We start from the raw sequence: 19,591 nt of genomic DNA on the forward strand, positions 1-19,591 counted from the left end.
TGGCATGACGCTCTTGGCTCGCCCCGGCTGGGTCTGGGGCCTCTTGGCCATCGTTTTCCTCACTGCGTGCAGCGTCCCCGCGGCTCAACCGCCGTCCTCGCCATCCGGCTCGACCGGCGCTCCGGCGTCCCGAACGCCGAAGCGGATCGTCGGCGCAATCTTCGGCAATCCGAATAACATCGTCTCTCGCATGAACAACGCGCAGGTGACGGTTCCCGGGGCTGGAACCATCGAACAGCTCGTCAACGCTGGTCTTGGCGACGTCGACGGTGACGGAAAGATCCGACCGCAGCTCGCGGAGGCGATCCCTTCCACGGAGAATGGCCTCTGGAAGCTGTTCCCCGACGGGCAGATGGAGACCAGATGGAACATCAAGCCAAATGCCAAGTGGCAGGACGGAACGCCCGTCACCGCGTCGGACTTTGTCTTTACCACAACCGTGGACCAGGACACCGACCTGCCCATCCTGAGGAACGCCGGCTACCAGTCGGTCGAGGCCGTGCTTGCGCCTGACCCCAGCACCGTCGTTGTCCGCTGGAAGCAGCCGTACATCGATGCCGACACGATGTTTACAAGCCAGTCGACGACGGCGTTCGGGCTCCCGCTTCCGAGGCACCTGCTCGAGGAGGCCTACACCGCTGACAAAACCAGCTTCCTGTCTCTGCCCTACTGGACGACGGACTACGTCGGAACTGGCGCCTACTCGGTCGCCGAGTTCGTGCCCGGAAGCCACGTCCTGTTTCGCGCGGTGGACACGTACGTCGCCGGGCGGCCAAAGATCGACGAGATCGAGGTGCGCTTCATCCAGGACCTGAACGTCATCATTACAAATCTTATGAGCGGTGCGGTCGACCTCACATTCGGCCGTGGGTTCTCCATCGAGCAAGTCCTCGAGGTTCGCCAGCAATGGCAGGAGGGTAGGGCGGAGGTTACGCCGCGCGCGTGGATCGTGATCCATCCGCAGTTCATGAACCCAACGCCGCCGATCATCAGCGACGTCCGGTTCCGGAAGGCCATGATGTATGCCACCGACCGGCAGCAGCTGATGGACACGCTGGAGGGTGGGTTCACCAGTGTGGCGCACGCATATCTTGGCCCAAGCGAGCCCGAGTACAACGAAGTGGCCGACGCGGCGGTCAAATATGAATTCGATCAACGGAAAGCCGGGCAGATGCTGGAGGAGCTGGGCTACACCAAGGGCTCGGACGGCATGTACCGAGACGCGAGCAATCAGCGTCTCAGCGTCGAGATGCGCACGTACGGCATCCGCGTGTCCGACGACGCCACGGTGAGTATTGCCGATGCCTGGACGCGGTTCGGCGTGGCGACCGATCCGCTGATCGTGCCGCCCCAGCGCATCACGGATCGGGAGTACATGGCGACGTTCCCGTCGTTCCTCATGTACCGCCAGCCAAATGCGGCCAGCGATCTCGGACGGCTCAGGGGCCCCCTTGCGCCGACGGCCGAGACAAAATTCGTCGGCAGCAATTACGCACGCTACGTGGACCCCGAGTTCGACAGCATTATCAACCGATTCCTTACGACAATTCCGCGTCAGGAGCGCATCCAGATCCTTCGCGACGCGGTCCGATACATCTCAGACAACCTGAACCTCATGGGGCTCTTCTACGACGCGGAAATCTCGTTCTTCAACAACCGGCTCGTCAACGTGAACGCTCGCGAGACGCGCGTCTGGGACATCCAGAGCTGGGACACCAGGAGCTAACGCGTCCGCAATAGGGCGGTTTCAGAAAGGAAGCTCGACATGGGCAGGATCGTCGCCGCACTGGCATCGTCCCACGCATTTGCGCTCGAGGACCCGTCCCGATGGGATGCCGGCCGAGCGCGGAACCGCGCGATGTACGCGCGAAGGTATGGCGTGGAGCCACCCAACCACCCGCAGATCGCGGCCGAGACGCTCGAGTCGAACCAGGCACGCTATGCCCATATTCGTGATGCCTTCGCTGCTTCGCGACAGAAGCTGGCAGAAGTGAAGCCTGACGTCCTGTTGTTCATTGGCGATGACCAGAATGAGAACCTTACCGAGGACAATCTACCGCAGGTGGCAATCTACCTGGGAGACCACTTCCTCGCCGGGAGCCGGGACCCAGCTGTTCAGCCACTGCGCTATGAGTGTGCGCCAGCTGTCGCGAGAGCTATCCTCACGCACTGCGTCGAGTCGGACATCGACATGGCGTCCATCGCAAAGCTACCAGGGGACGTGCTCAAGGCGCATGCGTTCGGTCCGGTGCTGCGCGTCGTCGACCCCGAAGCCCGCGTCCCGGTCATTCCGATTTTCGTGAACGCGATCCACGTGCCCGCGCCGACGCCCGCCCGCTGCTACTATCTCGGGGAGACGCTCCGCAGCGCGGTAGAGCAGCTCCCGGGGGATCTGCGTGTCGCGGTCTATGCCAGCGGCGGCCTCAGCCACTTCACCGGGGGCTACCCCTGGAAGCACTATGAGGGACCTTTCGGGTATGGGTCGATCAGCGAGTCGTTCGACCACTGGCTGATCGAGCGCATGAACGCCGGCGACGGGCGCGCCCTTGCCGAGATCACGAACAAAGAGATCATCGCCAACGGCGAGATCGAGCTGCGAAGCTGGATCACCATGCTCGGTGCCATAGGAGACGCACGCCCGGAGCGACTGGTCTACGAGCCGTTCTACCAGGGCATTATGGGCATGGGAGTCGGCTGCTGGGATCTCCATGCCTCGACGGGCTCCGTGTGAGGGATTTTCGTAGGGCCCCTCGTGCCGAACCCGGTGCGCAGTGACCCCGAGATCAACGCGATGCTCGGGGGCGGGGCGGTCCACGGGAATGGGATGACGAGCCACATCGGCGGTGCGCAGGGCCTCGTCAGCGATCAGACCGGCACGTCAGCCACGCGCTGGGTGGGCAACAATCGCGGCGGAAGGACAAGCCCAGACTGCGATCTTTCGTCGGAGAGAACATCCGTGAATGGGACCTCACTTCTCATACGTAGGACGGCTGAGCGGAGACGGTAGCGATCCGCACGCCGGCATCACCTAGGACCTAGGTCCGCCGTCCGATAGCCCGATGTCCGCGGCCCGACGCGATTTTGGCACGCGTTGGGGGCCATGCAAGTTCGGGGGATCACGACGCCTCGGACGTGTGGCTGCGCTATGAGCGCCATGGAAGCCACCGGGATTGCCTGGCAGCCGAGGAGCACGGTACCATTGTAAAGAGACTCATCGCGATGAAGCTCGCGAGGATGCGCGCCAGCGCAGCCGAACCGTCAGCCCCTGACTGATGGCTTCTACTGTCCACGGGTGTGGTCAGTGGAGGCCTTTTTGTTGCTCCTCGAACGGTCCGCGATGGTGAGTGATCCCGCCGCTGCCCGGCTAGAGTCCCTCCTCGATCGGCGGGGGCGCATCGTCTGCGCCGCAGCAGACGACTGGGGGATCCGTGCGATCATACATCTTCTCGCCGACATAGTTACTGATCCCCACATTCGGATCCGCCTTGGCGCGGCCCTTGGGTTTTGCCCAGCGCACATATGCCGCATTCACGAGGCTGCACGCACGCGGACTGGCGATCTCCGCCGCTGTGTGATGCGAGCGCGAGATTGGTCAGAGGGGATCGCCGTCCGCCTAGAGCACGCACTTCCGAAGGGTCACGCAGCGCGGGACCTCAGCGCGCGCCTAGGCCCAGTCACACCGAGGACGTTCGAGCGATGACCTGGCAAACGTCCCTCACCCTTGGATTGATCTTTAGCACGATCGCCGGCAGCATGGCGTTCTTGATTACCTATGACGAATACAGCCGACACCAAATGCTGTCGCGAGGCGACGTCATGAAACATTCGGTGCAGGCTGCGGCCGTCGCCATGTTCTTCTTCATCGGGCTGTCCCTGGTTGCGGGTGCATGGTTGGGCTCCATCGTCCAGAGCGCGGGGCCTCTACCTACCGGAAATGTGAAATGACAAGTCTCTGCGTCGAAACCTCAAGGTAATCGAGCAGCAGGCTCAGGGAGAAGCTTCGAATGGCCATAACGAACCAAACCAACGCCCAGGCCGACGTATGTCACGTGCAAATTGATCTCCCGTCCGAGGTCTACGAGCGTGCGTGCGAGCTTGCGTCGCGCGAGAGATGGCCGGAGCCCGAGGTCTGGTTAACGCTCATCAGCTACGGCCTTGCCTACCTCGAGGGGGAGCGAGAACTGAGCCGGCTCAACCGAGGAGATCCCGACCTGCGCGCCGAGGTCGAGCGCTTCCACGCCCAGGCGATGCAGCTTGACAGCGCCTACTCGGTCATGAAGTTCCGGGCCTTCGAGCTCGCAAAGCTCGTGAAGGTGCTCGAAATGAATATCGCGGGACTCCGCGGCGAAAACGAGCTGGCGAAGCATCGGCTGGCCATGTTCCGGGCGGACGAGCAACGCCTGAAAGCAGAAATGGCGGTGCTGCGCGCCCAGGTGGCTTCCATCCCAACGGAGAACGAGCGGGCCCCACGCGTTTCCGACCAGCCAGAATCATCTGCACACGGGCTGGTCTCATGGCTACGCCGTTGGCTCGGGCCCCGCTCACTCGGTGCCGCAGTCCACAGCAGGATCCAGCGGCCTGACCAGACCTGAGAAAGGGACGATCCATCGCCAACTCGGAACCCCGCCGGTCACATGCTGTTGTCAAGCGCGATGCCGATTGGTGATCGGACGCCGTTCGCCCGCGGGCAGTGTCGGTTAGCCAGCCTTGGGACGGGCTGCGGCCCACCCGATCGTTTCTGCCGAGTGGATCCGCGGCGAGGTCCGCTGGGGCGGCCGGAGCGCGAAATCGTGGGCTTCCTAAGGGCCGAGCGGGTTGACCTGGTCGCGCTCGCGGCTAAGCGGCATGCCGAGCCGGGACCCCGATAAGTCGGCAGGGTAGCGCGGTTCGTACTCGATCACGCGCCCCGCGCCGTGCTCCTCGCTCGTGGCTAGCTAGGATGGTGGGGCCCACATCACCACCTTCGACTTGTGCTGCTCATCAAGTTGTCCCGATGCGAAGCGTGATCGCCGCCTCAGACGAAAGGCATTGCTCGGTATACTCTGTTGCAGAGGGCGATGAAGCTCGCCCAGCCCGCCAGGGCGGACCGCCGGCTGTTTCCTGCCGGCTGATGGCTTCTAACGCGCGCGTTCTGCCGTGCGGTGGGAGCTTTTTTGTGTGCTCGCGTCTGCAAAGAGCAAGTTCGCCGAGGCTGTCCGGTGACCTGCTGCAGCATCTTGTTTAAAGATGTCAACCAGGCGGCCGGGCTGGGCGAACTGGGCGCCCCTGCCTGTTTTCGCGATCTGAATCTCGACCAAGTGGTCGAGGCGATCGTCGCTGGCCGTGAGGAATACGCGCTCGAGCCGTTCTTCTCCGCACCGCTGCGGGACGTCGATGCGATCACCTACCGGCACGAAGTCTTCCGCGACCTCGAGCGTCAGCCCGTGTGGGACAGCATCATGGCATTCGCTCGCGCCATGCTCGCCATGCGGGAGCACCTAGCCCAGGCCGACAAGCTCTACTACAAGTACCAGAAGGAAAGCTGGTTCTTGGACGCGGTGTCGATTTACACCAAAGCCGTCACTGGCCTCCGGGCGGGGTTGACCGGGGCTCCCATCGCATCACGCGGTCTTGTCGCCTTCGAGGAATACCTCTCGGGCTATGTCGGATCCACACCATTCGCCTCGCTGGTCGGTGACGCAAACGACCTGCAGGATGAGTTCGCGCGGATCGCCTATTGTCTCCAAATCGAGGGCGACCGTATCACTGTAAGCAGGCATGAGTCCGAAACGGACTATGCGGCAGAAGTGGAGGCCACGTTCCAGAGGTTTCGCCAAGGCGACGTCACAGACTATCGAGCCAAGTTTTCCAGCAGGCCCGAGATGAACCACGTAGAAGCCGGCATTCTAGACAGAGTCGCTCTTCTGTACCCCGATCTCTTTCGGGCCTTGGACAGCTTCTGCGATCGCCATAGCGAGTATGTGGACCAAACCATCGCCAGATTCGATCGAGAGATTCAGTTCTATGCGGCGTACATGGAGTACATGCACCGGTTCACGGCGGCCGGCCTGGCGTTCTGCTATCCGCAGGTGTCAGATCACTCCAAGGAGGTCTCAGCCTGCGAGACCTTCGACCTCGCCTTGGCCAACCGACTCGTCCCTCAGCGCACCCTGGTGGTGTGCAACGACTTCTCCCTGCAGGATCCGGAGCGGGTGGTCGTCGTGACTGGCCCGAATCAGGGGGGCAAGTCGACCTTCGCCCGAACCTTCGGGCAACTTCATTATCTGGCCAGCCTCGGTTGTCCGGTGCCCGGCAAAAGGGCCAGGCTCTTCGTATTCGATCAGCTGTTCACGCACTTCGAGCGCGAGGAGCAGCTCGCGAGCCTGCGGGGGAAGCTCGAGGATGATCTCGTGCGAATTCACGACATTCTTACGGCCGCCACTTCGTCCAGCATCATCATTCTGAACGAGATCTTCACCTCGACCACATTCAGAGATGCGCTCTCTCTCAGCACCAAGGTCCTAGGGCGCATCACGCAGCTGGACTGCCTCTGCGTCTGTGTGACATTTCTGGACGACCTCTCCTCTCTCAGTGCGACCACCGTCAGCATGGTCAGCACCGTGGCGCCCGACGACCCGGCGGTGCGCACCTACAAGATCGTCCGGCGGCCCGCCGATGGTCGTGCGTATGCGGCTGCCCTGGCCGCGAAGTACGGTCTGAGCTACGCGCGCTTGAAGGAGCGGATCGCACGATGAAGGCGTTCCTGATGTATCCGAACCGAGACTTCGATCTGGGCGCGGAGCTCCCGACGCAGGAAGCGGAGCTCACGCAGGACTTGGGGCTGGATGTGCTTTTCGATGCGATGGCACTCGGCGACCCGTTCCTGCGTGATGTGGCACGGAAGGCAGTACTGTCCAGCCTCGAGGACCCGCGCGAGATCGTCTACCGGCAGCGCGTGCTTCGCGACTGCATCGAGCAGTCGACCGTTGTTCGGGAGATCTACGCCATCGCCGTCGAGGCGATCGAGCGGGAGCGGAAGATCTGGCGCAGTTTCTTGCCATCCCCCGACTCCGTGCTGCACGGCGCGACCGAGGTCCTTGATGGGTTCATGCCCCTGCTGCGAAGGCTGCGGTCCATCGCCGACGCACACGGCGGGCAGTTCCAATCCGATGGATTTGCCAGGTTCTTTCAGATGGTCCGCACGGAGCTTGACGACGAGTATCTCCAGTGCGTCGACGATCACCTGAAACGGCTCCGGTTTCGCCATGGCGTGCTGGTCAGCGCCCGGCTAGGCAAGGGGAACAAGGGTGTCGACTACGTGCTGCGGAAGCCGCGACAGTTCAAGCGGGGATGGTGGCGGTGGCTTCCCTTCCGAGGAAGTTCGCCCCTCACCCTTGTCATCGCGCCCCGCGATGAAGCGGGGACACAGGCGCTATCCGAGCTGAGGCGCCGGGGCATCAACCTCACGGCCAACGCCGTCGCCCAAGCCGGCGATCACATTCTCAGCTTCTTCGGGATGGTGCGAGCCGAGCTGGGCTTCTACATCGCCTGTCTCAATCTGCTGAGCCAGTTGATAGCGAAGGGTGAGCCGGTATGTTTTCCCGAGTCTTTGGCAGGAGAGAGACCAATGCTCTCTGGCCGCGGGCTGTACGACGTCTGCCTCAGTCTGCGCATGCGAGGCAGGGTCGTCGGCAATGATCTGGATGCCGATGACATGCGACTGGTCGTGATCACTGGCGCGAACCAGGGTGGGAAGTCGACGTTCCTGCGAAGCGTGGGCCTCGCCCAGCTGATGATGCAGTGCGGCATGGTTGTGGCAGCCGAGCGGTTCCGTGCCAACACCTGTGCCGGCGTCTTCACGCACTTCAAGCGCGAGGAAGATCCGACGATGGAGAGCGGGAAGCTGGACGAAGAGCTCGGCAGGATGAGCAAGATCGCCGACCGGGTGACCCCGCACGGCATGGTCCTCTTCAACGAGTCGTTCGCGGCGACGAACGAACGCGAGGGCGCCGAAATTGCCAGCGGTATCATCCGGGCACTGTTAGATGCGAACGTCAAGGTTTTCTTCGTGACCCACTCGTTTGAACTGGCGCACTACTGGTACGGCGAGGAGCGAGACGTCGGGCGCTTCTTGCGAGCTGACCGGCTAGCCGATGGGACCCGGACCTTTCGACTGGTCGAGGGTGAGCCTTTGCCCACCAGCCACGGTGAGGACCTCTACCGGCGCATCTTCGAGGAGGGAGAGGGCGTCGCGCCGGTGACCCTCCGCGCGTGAGGCGGATTGCTGATGCGGGATCCGCCGCGGTGCTATGATAGATGTGAGCCTCGCGATGAAGCTCGCGAGAGGTGCATCCGCACCCGAACCGTCAGTCCCCTGACTAATAGCTTCTACTGCCCACCAAATGGTCAGTGGAGGCTTTTTTGTTGCCCGGAGCCGTAGTGGGACCGAGGGACGTAGGAGGGGTCAATGACGACCGTCTACTGCACAGAGTGCTGGGCTGAGCAGCTCCCAGGCGCCAAAACCTGCTGGCGGTGTGGGGCCGACGTCGCAACGGTGCCGGAGATCGACTACGTCACGAAGCTCATTCGCGCCCTTGACCATCCGGAACCCGACACCCCTGCACGCGCCGCTGCGATCCTGGGTGAGCTTCACGCCGAGCGAGCGGTCGGGCCGCTTTGTCATGTCGTCACCGAGAGGAATGAGCTTGGACTGCTCGAGTCGGCGGCGACGGCACTCGGCCAGATCGGGCGCATTGAAGCGATACCCGCGCTCGAGCATCTCTTGGAGCGCCCAAGCTTTCTGACTGTTCGGCTCCGGGCGATTGAAGCGCTTGCTGCCATCGGTGGGCCAGGAGCATATCAGGCGCTCAGGTGGGCCGCGGACAACGATCCTTCGATGCGCGTGCGCCAAGCGGCGCAGCGGTCACTCGGGATGGCCTCACCCGCCACTGCGCAGTCGTAGCAGGTGCAGGGTCCTGACCATTGAGCGGCAGCCTGGTGCCCTGGACCTTCGGACCATGATGGACGAACTGCTTTCGACCGTCGCGGATGCCGCGGATCTCTTCGCGGAGATCGGCGCGGACACTGCCGCCGAGCGCGGCCGGCTGGAGCGACTCCACGAGCAGTTGGTGGAGGTTCGGCTCCACGTGGCCGTTCTCGGCCAGTTCAAGCGGGGCAAGAGCACGCTGCTCAACGCCCTGCTGGGGGAGCCCCTTCTTCCCTTCGGCGTCACACCGGTGACGTCCATCCCGACCTGGCTCTCGGGGGGACCCCAACGGCTCGTGCGGGTGATCTTCCAGGATGGGCGCCACCAAGAGTTCGCCAGCGATGATCCCGCGGAGCTGGCCGCCACGCTGGTCGAGTTCATCTCTGAGCGGGCTAACCCCCACAACGAACGCCAGGTTGACCGGGTGGAGGTGGAGCATCCGAGCCATCTGCTCCAGCGTGGGGTGGTGTTCATCGACACTCCGGGGATCGGCTCGACATTTCAGCACAATACCCAGACGACATTTGATCTCCTCCCACAGTGTGATGCCGCTCTGTTCGTCGTCTCCGCCGATCCGCCGGTCACGGAAGTCGAGGTCGACTTTTTCCAAGCGGTCCAGCGACACGTGGCTCGCGCGTTCTACGTCTTGAACAAAGCTGACTGTCTCGATGAGGCGGATCGTGAGGAGGTCGTCGAGTTTCTCCGCAGCACCCTGGCTACCAAAGGAGTCTTCGGGGAGCAACTCGCCATTTGGGTCGTCTCCGCGCGGCAGGGGCTCGAGGCGCGAGTCAGCGGGAATGTCGCACTCTGGGCGGATAGCGGGATGGCCGTCGTGGAGCAGCACCTCCTCGACTTTCTCGCCGAGGACAAGGAGCGCACGGTGCGTGCGGCGGTCTCGTCGAAGGCTGAGGCCCTCGTTATCGACGCGCTCTTTCGAGTCCGCCTGCAAGGGCGTACGCTCGATCTATCGCTGGCCGAGCTCGAGCAGCGCCTCGCGACGTTCGAGGCCAAGGTGAAGGAAGCTGAGCAGCAACGGCTCACGTTGCAGGACCTGCTCGACGGTGACCGCCGCCGGGTCATCGCTTTCATCAATGAGGAAGCGACACTGCTGAACAAACGGATTTGCGATTCGCTGGCCGGGGTCGTCGAGGGAGCAGCGACGCCGGCGGGCAATCCCGCCGAGCTGGCCAGGATCGGGAGAGCTCGCACCGCCGAAGCAATCCCGCAGCTCTTCGAGGAGCTCTTCACACAAGAGACCGCGACCATCGACCAGCGCCTCCAAGCGGTCCTCACCGGTCATCAAGAGCGTGCCGACGAGCTGATATGCTCAGTCCAACAGACGGCCGCAGAGCTGTTCGAAATCCCCTATGGAGGCGTGCCAGCGCACAACCCCCTGGAGATCCGGCATCGGCCCTACTGGACGACCCACGACTGGAGCTCACTCTTCAATCCCATTCCGATCTCGCCAAGCCTCTTGGAGAGACTGCTTCCGATGGATCGTCGCATGAGGCGCCTGAAGCATCGATTGGTGGATGAGGCGACGCGGCTCGTCTCCCGCAATGTCGAGAATCTCCGCTGGGCCGTGGTTCAAAACGTAGAGGACAGCTTCCGCAGCTTCGCTCTCGATCTCGATCAGAATTGGGAGCGCATTATCACCGCCATTCGCGGGGCGGTGGAAATGGCGCGAGGCAGACTGGCTGCTATGGACGCGGGAGCTGACCGAGAACGGGAACGGCTTCGGACCCTGGAGCGTCAATGCCTGGAATTAGCGCACGCGCTTCGCTTAGCCAGGCCCGCGCCCGTTCAGCCCGTCATCACAGCGGCAAACGGGCCTGAGCTACCGTCTTGGGAACGGATAGACCCAGTCAAGCACACGTGACGTGCGGTTCATCTGCCAGATCTTCACCGTCGGAGGCTTGCCACGAGTCGGAGCGGATTGGCGAGCAAATCGAGTCCATCCAGAATTGACGGGACTACGATATCCGCAACTTGCAGCGCTCCAACCGCGAGCCCTTCGCCGCCGAGAATGCCAATCCCGAGCGCGGCCTCTTGGAGCATTGCAGCGTCATTGGCTCCATTCCCCACCGCCACGACGCTCTTCGTGCCAAGACCTCGAATGAATGCCGCCTTCCGCTCGGGGGCTGAACCATCGGCAGAAATGCGGACGGCGTTCGCTTGGAGCTGAGCGGCCACTACTTCGAGCTGACCGTAGGTATCTCCTGAAAGGAGGTGTGGTTCGAGGAGGCCACGGATGAGCCCGATGCGATCAATAACCCCGGGTAAGAGCGATCCATCCAGAGCAACGGTACCGTTAACGTCGAGCACGAGGTGCTCGAGATGCAGACATTTCCATCCCGGAATGTCGATCTCTAACATGGCAACGCCTTTGCTGTGCCTCGGTGTGGCGCGAAGTCTGGGTCGTGGGTGCAGAGAGCGTGGCGGTCACCGCTCGCATCTCACGCATTCCCGGTCCGCCCTTCGGACCTTCGTAGGGGATGATTATGACATCCCCCGCCTCAATGCGGCGCTCCATTGCGGCGTTCAGCGCCGACTCCTCATCATCGCACCCGCGCGGCGCCGTCCCGAGCTATCCACGCGGAGCGTGAGCTCGATCTTACGGAGCCATATGTGAGTCCCGTGCGCTGGGCCGCGATGCTCATGGGCGGCGGCGTGATCGTCTTCGTCGTCGGAGCGACGCTCCGTATCGCGTAAGGGCCGATCCGATCGCGGTGCAGCCCATGTGCCTATAATGACATGAGCGATGAAGCTCGCTCGGCCGCGGGCCGAAGTGCCGCTACTATGGGGCTGATAGCTTCTACTGCCAGGCGTCATTGGGCAGTAGAAGCTTTTTTGTGCCCTCGGACTACGGAGTTGGAGGCTGGCACTCGTGGCAGGGAACACCGCGCCGAACCAGGGGACGCGAACGACAGAGGTTTCCGCCGGAGGCGTTGTCTACCACGCCGATCGAGTCCTGCTGTTACGCACCGCCTCGGGTGCCTGGGTCATGCCAAAGGGACGCGTCGAGCCTGGGGAATCAACAGCGGAGGCGGCGGTGCGGGCTCACCTACGCAAACGGCGCATCCTACACGCGGCGGCGTTCCTGCGCGGGTCCGATTTAGCCGCGCGGAGCAAACAGAAACCGAAATAGGGAGGCTAGGTGATTCGAGGGAGTCAAGCTAAGTAGGCGAAGGAGGCAGGGCGTGGAGATCTCCACTGATCAGGCCGTCACTGAAAACTACACCGGGTACAGCACGGTGAGGCGACGAGCGATCAAGTTCATCGTGCTCGTTGGCATCATGAGCTTCTTTGCTGACTTCACGTACGAGGGGTCCCGCGGCATCATTGGGCCCTATCTTGGCCTACTGGGGGCCGGCGCCACTGCCATTGCAATCATTACCGGCTTCGGCGAGCTCCTCGGGTATGGGATTCGCCTGTTCTCGGGGAGGGCGGCGGATCGCACCGGCCAGTTCTGGCCCATCACGATTTTCGGCTACGTGATCCAGATGGCGGCGGTGCCCCTGCTCGCCCTGGCCCCCAATTGGCAGATTGCGGCCCTGCTCGTCATCCAGGAGCGCGTCGGAAAGGCCATACGGAATCCTCCACGCGACGTCATGCTCTCCCACGCAGGGAAGGAGATCGGCTATGGGTGGGCCTTCGGCGTCCACGAGGCCCTCGATCAGTTTGGCGCCCTCTTCGGCCCCCTGGCCGTCGCGCTCGTCCTAGCGGCACGTGGCGAGTACCGGGTTGCCTTCGCGTCGCTTGGCATCTCGGCCGTCGTGATGCTGAGCCTCCTCGTTGGAGCCCGGCTCTCCTATCCGCGCCCGGAGGAGATGGACAGCTCGCCTCTCGAGGTTAACGCGCAGGGGCTCCCCCGGGTGTTTTGGGTCTACCTCGCGGGGGCGGTGCTCGTCGCGGTGGGATTCGCGGACTTCCCCTTCATGGCCTACCACCTCGAACGGACAAGCGACATCTCCGACAGTTGGCTACCGGCCTTTTACGCCCTGGCGATGGGGATTAGTGGAACGGGCTCCATCATTTTTGGAAAGCTGTTCGACAAATTCGGGATCTGGGTATTGATTCCGCTGACGTTGGTCTCGGCCCTTTTCGCGCCCCTCGTGTTCTTCGGCGGCATCTGTCTGGGTCTTCTCGGGATCGCGCTCTGGGGCCTGGGCATGGGTGTCCACGAATCGATCGTGCCCGCGGCTGTGGCCCACATGGCGCCGCGTCAGCGCCGCGCCTCCGCGTACGGCCTCTTTACCTCGGGCTACGGGGTCTTCTGGTTTCTCGGAAGTGTCGTGCTGGGCCTCCTCTATAACGTGTCGCTCATGGGACTCGTCACCTTCTCAGTCGTGGCAGAACTGGCGGCGATCCCGCTCTTTATCGCCGTCGCGCGCCAGGGTGGAGAAGTGGGGGATGGCACGTCCTAGACGGCCCGGAAGCGGTGGAAGGTATTGAGGTCATCATAGAGATCCCACGTGGAAGTCGCAACAAGTACGAGTACGACGCTGATCAAGCACCTCGAGAGCATCGCCGATGAAGCAATCCCGGGTCTCGACATCGGCACCGGCGAGGTATATGTGTACCAGGTGGATACCGAGGGGCGGATCATCTCAAAGGAGATCCGCGTTGCCAATCCGAACCTCGTCTGAGCGGCAGTGCCGCCGCGCGGTTCTACGCCCCGGCGTGCCCCGGGGACGTAATCGCGCAGTTCGTTGATCATTCGACTCGCTCGCTGCTATGATGTCGTTGCCGCGATGAAGTCCGCGGGCTCCCATCTGGGAGCGAACTGGCGCGCCGCGTCTGATGGCTTCTGCCTGGTACCTGGGCAGGGGCCTTTTTTCATGCTCAGTTACTGCCTGGGAGGAACGAGTCCGGCTGAGCGTAGCGCGGTCGTTCGAAGCGCCGCGGGTTTCTGCTGGATAACGCTGAGGAATAACCAGCAACAACGCGAGTGAGGACGAATCGGTGGCATACCGAAACATCGTGGTCGCAGTTCATGGCACACCGGCAAGCGACGTCGCTCTGCATCGGGCCATCGGCATCGCCCGCGCCGAACATGCCGAGCTGACCGTGCTCGGCGTTGACGAGCCATTACCCCCCTTCGCGCCTGGCGGTGAGGGCGGCAGGCGGAACGGGCAGCTCCACGCGGCCGTGGAGGCCGCGGTCGGTACCGCGCGCCGCTCGGGCGTGGAGGTGCAAGGGCAGGTGCTGAGCGGCTATCCGGCGGAAGCGATCGTCCAGTACTGTGAGACGAACGACTGTGACCTGTTGGTCGTCGGTGCCGGGAACCAGCGCCCGGGACCAGTCGGCCGGACCGCAGACAAGGTGGTCGGCCTCGCTCCCTGCGGAGTGCTCGTGGCCCGGTAGGCCCGACGCGTGGCCACCAAAGGAGGTGGCAGTGTTCCGAAAGATATTGGTCGGACTCGATGGATCAGACACATCCTGGGCAGCCTTCCATCGAGCGCTCGACATCGCCCAGGCACATGGCGCCGAGCTGTGGGTGCTGTCCGTTGAGGACCACCTTCCCCATTTTCCGGGGACCATCGACGAGGTCCAGGAGGAGGAGGAACGGGAGAACAGCTACTTCCGCGAGGTCCAGCAGACTGCCCGCGAGGCAGCCGCGCAGCAAGGAGTTGCCTTGCGGACGCGAACAGTGACCGGCCATGCCGCCGACCGGCTTATCGAGTTCGCCCGCGATGCCGCCGTCGACTTGATCGTCGTGGGGCACCGCGGGCATGCCAATCCCTGGCACCATTTGATCGGCAGCACCGCCGACCGGCTCGTCGACCACGCCCCTTGCTGCGTCCTGGTCGAGCGACTGCCGGCGGAAGTCACCACCGCCAGAGGCTCGTAGCTTTGGGGACGCACGGTTCCTCCGAGTCGAAAGCTTCGTGAGTAGCCGACAGTGACTTCGTCGCGAGAGTCGCACGGGACTTCTTTCGACTGCGCATAACGTCGGGATGAACCTTCACGCGGAGGTGGGGCGTGTTTCACCGAGTTCTCGTGGGATTCGACGGCTCACCCAGTGGGTGGTGCGCCCTACGCCACGGCATCCAGGTGGCGAAAGAGGACGGTGCCGACCTCTGGGCCTTGTCGGTCGAGGAGCCACTCCCGCACTACGCCTCCGCTGCCAACAAGGTGCAGGCTGAAGGGTCCGCAGTGGCAGCGTACTTTGAGCGACTCCAGGCGGAGGCGCAACGGGAGGCAGAGTCACATGCGGTCGCGCTGCAGACCGAGACCGTGCATGGTCACGCGGCACAGGCAATTGTGGACTTCGCCAGCCAGATTCGTGCCGACCTCATCATCGTCGGCCAGCACGGCCACCGGGGGGTGATGAAGCGCTTGCTCGGTAGCACCAGCGACCGGGTCGTCGACATCGCACCATGCTCGGTCCTCGTCGTCCGGAGCGACGACACCACTCCGTAGCCCCTTCGAATTCTCGATTGGGCCTGTGTCATAGACCGAAAGCCCTGGCTACAGTTGATCGTCCGGACTCCGAAATGAGAAGACACCCTTCTCGCCCACGAGTAGATCCAAAGCCCGCTTGGTCGCGCGCTCCTCTTCACGGGTGATCAGCTCCCGGCGACGGCGTCGCGATTCAGGGCGTTACCGTGCATTTGCTCGGCGACCTCAGCGAGATTTCTGGCTTGCCAGGTCCACCAAGGGGAGATACCCAATCGTGACGCGGCCATTCCGGCGCCGGGGCATCCCGAGATCGGCGGCGCGCCCTCGGACCTCCTCGGCGTATACCGCTCGAATCTTTCCCGAGTTGGCGGGGACTGTGGTCAAGAACCACCGCGAAGCGTATAAGTGGAACACGCTGATCGCCTGGTTTGTCGGCAGCTCTCGAGCTGCCGAGGCTTCACTGCGACCCTCCTTCAAGGGGAGGGGACGCCGCAAGGAGGGAAGAAATGGCTGAGCACATCAACGGACCCCTGTACTGGGAGCAGCTGGGCAAGAGTGGACTGCCGGTCGCCTTCGTGCACCCCAACCCGATGGATCACACCTGCTGGATCTACCAGATGGCGCACCTCTCCACCTGGTTCCGCTGCATCGGCATCGATCTGCCGGGCTACGGCAAGTCTCCCAAGGCCTCCCCGGGCTTGACGATGCGAGACATCGCGCAGGCATGCTGGGAAGCGATCGAGGAGGTCACCAGCGATCGAGCGATTATCGTCGGCGAATCCGTCGGGTCGAGCGTCGTCCAGCACATGGCCAACATGCGGCCGGAGCAGACCCTGGCCGTGGTCGTTTCGGGGACCGGGTTTGGCGGAAACAAGGAGTTCACGGTCAAGCGTCGCCGCGAGTACGGCGCTCGGGGCGTCGCGTTCCGCTTCGATCACACCTTCCAGGACTACAGCGCCCCGTTTCGCGCCACTCCGCTCGCCAGCTACTTCGCGCGCATCTTCGTCGAGCGCAACCGCTGGGCGGATGCGAACACCATCGTGGAGATGTTCCGCGCGCTCGGCGAGCCGGACCCCGAGTGGCTCCATTCCGGCATCAAGGCGCCGATGCTCGTCATCACGGGGAGCGAGGACAACTCACACGACTCTACGTGGGAGCTGCAGCGCAACGTGCCCGACTGCGAAGTCGTCACCATCGGCGGCGCTGGCCATTCCTGCAACATGGAGCAGCCGTGGGAATGGGACGCGATCTTTCTGGACTTCCTCCAGCGCCGCGGCCTCTTCGAAGGCGTGGGCGCGGACATCGCCTCTACGGGCGCGCCGATCCTTCGGGATAAGACGCCCGCCCGAGTTGGGCCTGACCCACGATTGTGACGGTCAAGTGATGGGCGGCGACCGGTAGCCACCGGTCGCCACCTGGTACTGGTGCGCCGCGCGCAGGACGAGCGCGTCTTCCCAGTGGCGACCCGAAATCGTCATCCCAACGGGGAGACCATCAGCGGTAAACCCGCACGGAACCGAAACGGCGGGCATGCCGGTGAAGTTGAACGGCGACGTGAGCGCATTAGTGATCGCGAGATTCCCGCCCGGCTTGCCGCCAGGAAGATCGCCCGTCACGTCGATCAAGAACGCCGGCGTCGGGTTCGTCGGGGTCACGATGACATCCACCTCCTGGAGCACGTTGGCGAACTCCCGACGGATCAGGCTACGGAGCCTGCCCGCCTGCGCCGCGTCTGCCCGCCGCACGAACTGTCCCGCGATCACGCGCTCCCAGATCGTGCGGTCCGCGAAGGCCTGCGGACCCAATCGGGCGTACTGAAGGAGGAACGCATTGCTTTCGTTGCCCTGGGCTGCGCTCACCAGGCCGATCTTCTCCACCCAGGGGATGTGAATCTCGTGGACCTCCCCGCCGATCGATGCGAGCTGACGGACCCCCTCGTGCACGAGCGCCTGGATCTCCGGCTCGGCATTCTCAAAGAAGTAACTCACCGGTACCCCAACCCGGAGCCCGCTGAGCGGCCGCCCGACCTCGGCGTGGTAATCGACGGAGGCCGACTGAATAGACGTGGGATCGTTCGCGTCGTATCCCGCGATTGCGCCCAGCAAAATGGCCGCGTCGCGGACATCCTTGGTGATCGGCCCCACGTGATCGCTCGTCGAGCTCGTCGGCGGCAGCTGGCCAAACCGGCTCACCAGCCCGTAGGTCGGCTTGAACCCGACCACCCCGCAGTAAGACGCTGGCGTCCGGATCGACCCCATGCCATCTGTTCCGAGCGACCCATAGATCAGCGAGGCGCTCACCGCCGCGGCGGACCCACCGCTCGAACCCCCGGGCACACGGGTCTCGTCCCAGGGATTGTGAACGGTGCCGAAGGGCCCGTTCGAGCAGGAGCCGCCCATCGCCCATTCGTGCATGTTGTTCTTGCCGACGATCGTTGCGCCCGCCGCCCGTAACCGCTGGACGACCGTCGCGTCGTAATCGGTGACGAACTCACTCATCAGCGCCGATCCGCTGGTCGTCGGCCAGCCCGCGACCGCGATGTTGTCTTTGATCCCGAGGGGAATCCCGTGGAGGGGCCCCCTATAGCCACCGCGCGCGATCTCCACCTCCGCGGCCAGGGCCTGCGTCAGGGCCTGCTCGGGCTCCAGACGAATGAAGGAGCGGAGACGCGGCTCCAGGCGGTCAATTCGGTCAAAGAGCGCCCGCGTCACCTCGACGGGCGACACGTCTCGGCTCTCGATCATCGGGGCTAGCTCGTGAATGGGCAGGAGCGACAGGTCAGGCATAACGGGGCAGCCGAAAATCTTCGACGTATTGTGTGGTGCGCGGGTCATCCCCACCGAAGTCGATGGCGTGCAGCTCCCGCATCCGCGCCTGCTGCCGCTCGACGACCGCGCGCAAGCGCTCCCGGTCTTCGGGCTCGAACGCGACGCCGACATACTCGACCAAGAGGGCGCGAAACACGTCGTCGGTCAGCATCTGCGACTCCCCCTCTGCTATTGGACATCCCAGGTGTAGGCATTCCATGCCTGGGTGCTCGATCCCGCGTTATTGGCTCCCACATTCTCAACGCGGTTCGCGATCATTGTCGCCTCGGCGTTGTAGAAGAGGCCCATCCACACAAGCTGGTCAGTCATGTGATGGACGATCTGGGCGAGCACATCCGTCCGCTCTGCCTTGGGGATTGTCGCCACGTACCGGTCGAGCAGGGCGTCGAACTCAGGGTTCCGGTAGCGGCTGCGGTTGTTGCCCGTGTAGTTATTCTCCGGCAGTGGCGTCTCAGATCCGTGGGCCCGCGTGACCGCCGGCGCATCGTTCGGTTGGCGGAGCAGCTCGAAGGACGGGAACGTGGCCCGCCATTCCCGATCGCGGACGCGCTGGATCGGGATCGGGAAGGGGTCGGCGCCCAGGCCAATCTGTTGCCAACCAGCGGCCACGGCGAAGGTCGTCTTCTCGATGATGTCATCGCCGGCGATGGTCCGGATCTCCAGCGTTGGTCGCTGCCCCGCGGCGTCCTGCCGCGTGCCATCTGGTCCCGCCTGATAGCCCAGGTCGGTGAGTAGCTGCGCTGCCTGCTTGGGATCGAACGGATAGCGCACGATATCGCGCTCGACGGCCGCATACTCCTCGGTGCCGGGAGCAAAAATATCGTCGGCAACCGGCGTGAGCCCCGCCTGCAGCGTCTCCGTGAGCTGCTTGCGGTCAATCGCGAGCAGGAGCGCGCGTCTGAGTCGGACGTCGGTCAGCGTGGCTGGGGTGGGATTGAGGAACTGGGGAAAGAGGGCGATCCAGCTCTTGAGGCCCACGTCCATCCGCCCGTTCGGCCAGCGGTCCCGCGTCTGTAGCGCCGATTCGAGCGAGATGTTGCGCCCCAAGGTGAGCTCGACTTCGCCGCTCAAGAGGCTTGCGACGATCGTGTTGGCATCGTTGATGAAGCGCACCTCGATGGTGTCCAGCTTGGGACCGCCGAGCACGTACTGCGGATTGGCGTCGGCGATCATATAGCTGCCCTGTACCCACTGCCGAAGGCGGAATGGTCCCGTGCCGACGAAATTCGTGCTCCAATAGGGGAGGTCGGTGAATCCGTCCTTCGCCGCCTCATATGGTCCTTTCAGGATGTGCTCAGGGAGGGGGATCCCGCGGACCGTGGTGAAGAGCGTATCCGCGTCAATGAACGGACGGCTCCAGTGGACGACAATCGTGCTGGAATCGGGTGTGTCC

At 63.6% G+C, this 19,591-nt stretch carries 20 protein-coding genes and 2 riboswitches; of the genes, 15 read left to right on the forward strand and 5 right to left on the reverse strand.

Translation table 11 applies throughout. The annotated features are described in order from the left end of the window. The first annotated feature begins 4 nt into the window (after positions 1-4). From VFC51_11845 to VFC51_11880, 8 genes are all read left to right on the forward strand, one after another. Positions 5-1,726: an ABC transporter substrate-binding protein gene (locus VFC51_11845; GenBank protein ID HZT07716.1), complete on the forward strand. Its 1,722-nt coding sequence runs from the start codon at positions 5-7 to the stop codon at positions 1,724-1,726. A gap of 39 nt (positions 1,727-1,765) precedes the next feature. Beyond that, a complete protein-coding gene (locus VFC51_11850) occupies positions 1,766-2,731 on the forward strand; it encodes an extradiol ring-cleavage dioxygenase (protein HZT07717.1) in 966 nt (321 codons plus the stop codon). A 475-nt stretch (positions 2,732-3,206) separates the two neighbouring features. Next, positions 3,207-3,289, forward strand: a riboswitch (Fluoride riboswitch). Between the two features lie 407 nt (positions 3,290-3,696). Continuing rightward, positions 3,697-3,945, forward strand: a complete 249-nt coding sequence (locus tag VFC51_11855; GenBank protein ID HZT07718.1) for a hypothetical protein — start codon at positions 3,697-3,699, stop codon at positions 3,943-3,945. 59 nt (positions 3,946-4,004) lie between these two features. Continuing rightward, the gene (locus VFC51_11860; GenBank protein ID HZT07719.1) at positions 4,005-4,592 is read left to right on the forward strand and encodes a hypothetical protein; all 588 of its coding nucleotides are present in this window, start codon (positions 4,005-4,007) and stop codon (positions 4,590-4,592) included. A gap of 452 nt (positions 4,593-5,044) precedes the next feature. Then, positions 5,045-5,127: riboswitch (Fluoride riboswitch) on the forward strand. 71 nt (positions 5,128-5,198) lie between these two features. Beyond that, entirely contained in the window at positions 5,199-6,734 is a 1,536-nt protein-coding gene (locus VFC51_11865; GenBank protein ID HZT07720.1) for a DNA mismatch repair protein MutS, read from the forward strand. Next, positions 6,731-8,254 (forward strand): DNA mismatch repair protein MutS, encoded by a 1,524-nt coding sequence (locus VFC51_11870; protein ID HZT07721.1) that lies wholly within the window; start codon positions 6,731-6,733, stop codon positions 8,252-8,254. The genes VFC51_11865 and VFC51_11870 overlap by 4 nt, the downstream gene beginning before the upstream one ends. Before the next feature lie 192 nt (positions 8,255-8,446). Further along, a complete protein-coding gene (locus VFC51_11875; protein ID HZT07722.1) occupies positions 8,447-8,941 on the forward strand; it encodes a HEAT repeat domain-containing protein in 495 nt (164 codons plus the stop codon). Between the two features lie 55 nt (positions 8,942-8,996). Next, positions 8,997-10,844: a dynamin family protein gene (locus VFC51_11880; GenBank protein HZT07723.1), complete on the forward strand. Its 1,848-nt coding sequence runs from the start codon at positions 8,997-8,999 to the stop codon at positions 10,842-10,844. 23 nt (positions 10,845-10,867) lie between these two features. Here VFC51_11880 and VFC51_11885 read toward each other — a convergent pair whose 3' ends face one another. Then, complete coding sequence (locus tag VFC51_11885) at positions 10,868-11,341, reverse strand: HAD family hydrolase (GenBank protein ID HZT07724.1); 474 nt, start codon at positions 11,339-11,341, stop codon at positions 10,868-10,870. Next, complete coding sequence (locus VFC51_11890; GenBank protein ID HZT07725.1) at positions 11,277-11,498, reverse strand: dihydroxy-acid dehydratase; 222 nt, start codon at positions 11,496-11,498, stop codon at positions 11,277-11,279. The genes VFC51_11885 and VFC51_11890 overlap by 65 nt, the downstream gene beginning before the upstream one ends. 354 nt (positions 11,499-11,852) lie before the next feature. Between VFC51_11890 and VFC51_11895 the strand changes: the two genes are divergently transcribed. The 7 genes from VFC51_11895 (at position 11,853) to VFC51_11925 (ending at position 16,743) form a co-directional block, all read left to right on the forward strand. Then, on the forward strand, positions 11,853-12,113 hold the full coding sequence (locus VFC51_11895) for an NUDIX domain-containing protein (protein ID HZT07726.1): 261 nt from the start codon (positions 11,853-11,855) through the stop codon (positions 12,111-12,113). 52 nt (positions 12,114-12,165) lie between these two features. Continuing rightward, a complete protein-coding gene (locus VFC51_11900; GenBank protein ID HZT07727.1) occupies positions 12,166-13,392 on the forward strand; it encodes an MFS transporter in 1,227 nt (408 codons plus the stop codon). 48 nt (positions 13,393-13,440) lie between these two features. Further along, the gene (locus VFC51_11905) at positions 13,441-13,614 is read left to right on the forward strand and encodes a hypothetical protein (protein HZT07728.1); all 174 of its coding nucleotides are present in this window, start codon (positions 13,441-13,443) and stop codon (positions 13,612-13,614) included. 316 nt (positions 13,615-13,930) lie between these two features. Next, a complete protein-coding gene (locus VFC51_11910; protein HZT07729.1) occupies positions 13,931-14,332 on the forward strand; it encodes a universal stress protein in 402 nt (133 codons plus the stop codon). A gap of 31 nt (positions 14,333-14,363) precedes the next feature. Next, positions 14,364-14,819 carry a universal stress protein gene (locus VFC51_11915; protein HZT07730.1) on the forward strand — a complete coding sequence of 152 codons (456 nt, stop codon included), beginning with the start codon at positions 14,364-14,366 and terminating at the stop codon, positions 14,817-14,819. 131 nt (positions 14,820-14,950) lie between these two features. Beyond that, positions 14,951-15,391, forward strand: coding sequence for a universal stress protein (locus VFC51_11920; protein HZT07731.1), 441 nt, complete (start codon positions 14,951-14,953; stop codon positions 15,389-15,391). A gap of 485 nt (positions 15,392-15,876) precedes the next feature. Further along, a complete protein-coding gene (locus VFC51_11925) occupies positions 15,877-16,743 on the forward strand; it encodes an alpha/beta hydrolase (GenBank protein HZT07732.1) in 867 nt (288 codons plus the stop codon). Between the two features lie 3 nt (positions 16,744-16,746). On the opposite strand, the gene VFC51_11930 is transcribed toward VFC51_11925, so the two are convergent. The 3 genes from VFC51_11930 to VFC51_11940 all read right to left on the reverse strand — a co-directional run. Further along, complete coding sequence (locus VFC51_11930) at positions 16,747-18,114, reverse strand: amidase (GenBank protein ID HZT07733.1); 1,368 nt, start codon at positions 18,112-18,114, stop codon at positions 16,747-16,749. A 34-nt stretch (positions 18,115-18,148) separates the two neighbouring features. After that, positions 18,149-18,349 (reverse strand): hypothetical protein, encoded by a 201-nt coding sequence (locus VFC51_11935; GenBank protein ID HZT07734.1) that lies wholly within the window; start codon positions 18,347-18,349, stop codon positions 18,149-18,151. A 17-nt stretch (positions 18,350-18,366) separates the two neighbouring features. Next, positions 18,367-19,591, reverse strand: a 1,225-nt coding sequence (locus VFC51_11940) for an ABC transporter substrate-binding protein (protein ID HZT07735.1), incomplete at its 5' end; no start/stop codon positions are given.

This window comes from Chloroflexota bacterium (genome assembly GCA_035652535.1).
GTDB lineage: Bacteria > Chloroflexota > UBA6077 > UBA6077 > SHYK01 > DASRDP01.

Bases quoted from the DNA above. Each gene is read 5' to 3' on its own strand.
- VFC51_11870 (HZT07721.1), top strand. From the start codon at position 6,731: ATGAAGGCGTTCCTGATGTATCCGAACCGAGACTTCGATCTGGGCGCG.
- VFC51_11845 (HZT07716.1), top strand. From the start codon at position 5: ATGACGCTCTTGGCTCGCCCCGGCTGGGTCTGGGGCCTCTTGGCCATC.
- VFC51_11935 (HZT07734.1), bottom strand. From the start codon at position 18,349: ATGCTGACCGACGACGTGTTTCGCGCCCTCTTGGTCGAGTATGTCGGC.
- VFC51_11925 (HZT07732.1), top strand. From the start codon at position 15,877: ATGGCTGAGCACATCAACGGACCCCTGTACTGGGAGCAGCTGGGCAAG.
- VFC51_11880 (HZT07723.1), top strand. From the start codon at position 8,997: ATGATGGACGAACTGCTTTCGACCGTCGCGGATGCCGCGGATCTCTTC.
- VFC51_11860 (HZT07719.1), top strand. From the start codon at position 4,005: ATGGCCATAACGAACCAAACCAACGCCCAGGCCGACGTATGTCACGTG.
- VFC51_11890 (HZT07725.1), bottom strand. From the start codon at position 11,498: ATGGAGCGCCGCATTGAGGCGGGGGATGTCATAATCATCCCCTACGAA.
- VFC51_11850 (HZT07717.1), top strand. From the start codon at position 1,766: ATGGGCAGGATCGTCGCCGCACTGGCATCGTCCCACGCATTTGCGCTC.
- VFC51_11930 (HZT07733.1), bottom strand. From the start codon at position 18,114: ATGATCGAGAGCCGAGACGTGTCGCCCGTCGAGGTGACGCGGGCGCTC.
- VFC51_11855 (HZT07718.1), top strand. From the start codon at position 3,697: ATGACCTGGCAAACGTCCCTCACCCTTGGATTGATCTTTAGCACGATC.
- VFC51_11885 (HZT07724.1), bottom strand. From the start codon at position 11,341: ATGTTAGAGATCGACATTCCGGGATGGAAATGTCTGCATCTCGAGCAC.
- VFC51_11875 (HZT07722.1), top strand. From the start codon at position 8,447: ATGACGACCGTCTACTGCACAGAGTGCTGGGCTGAGCAGCTCCCAGGC.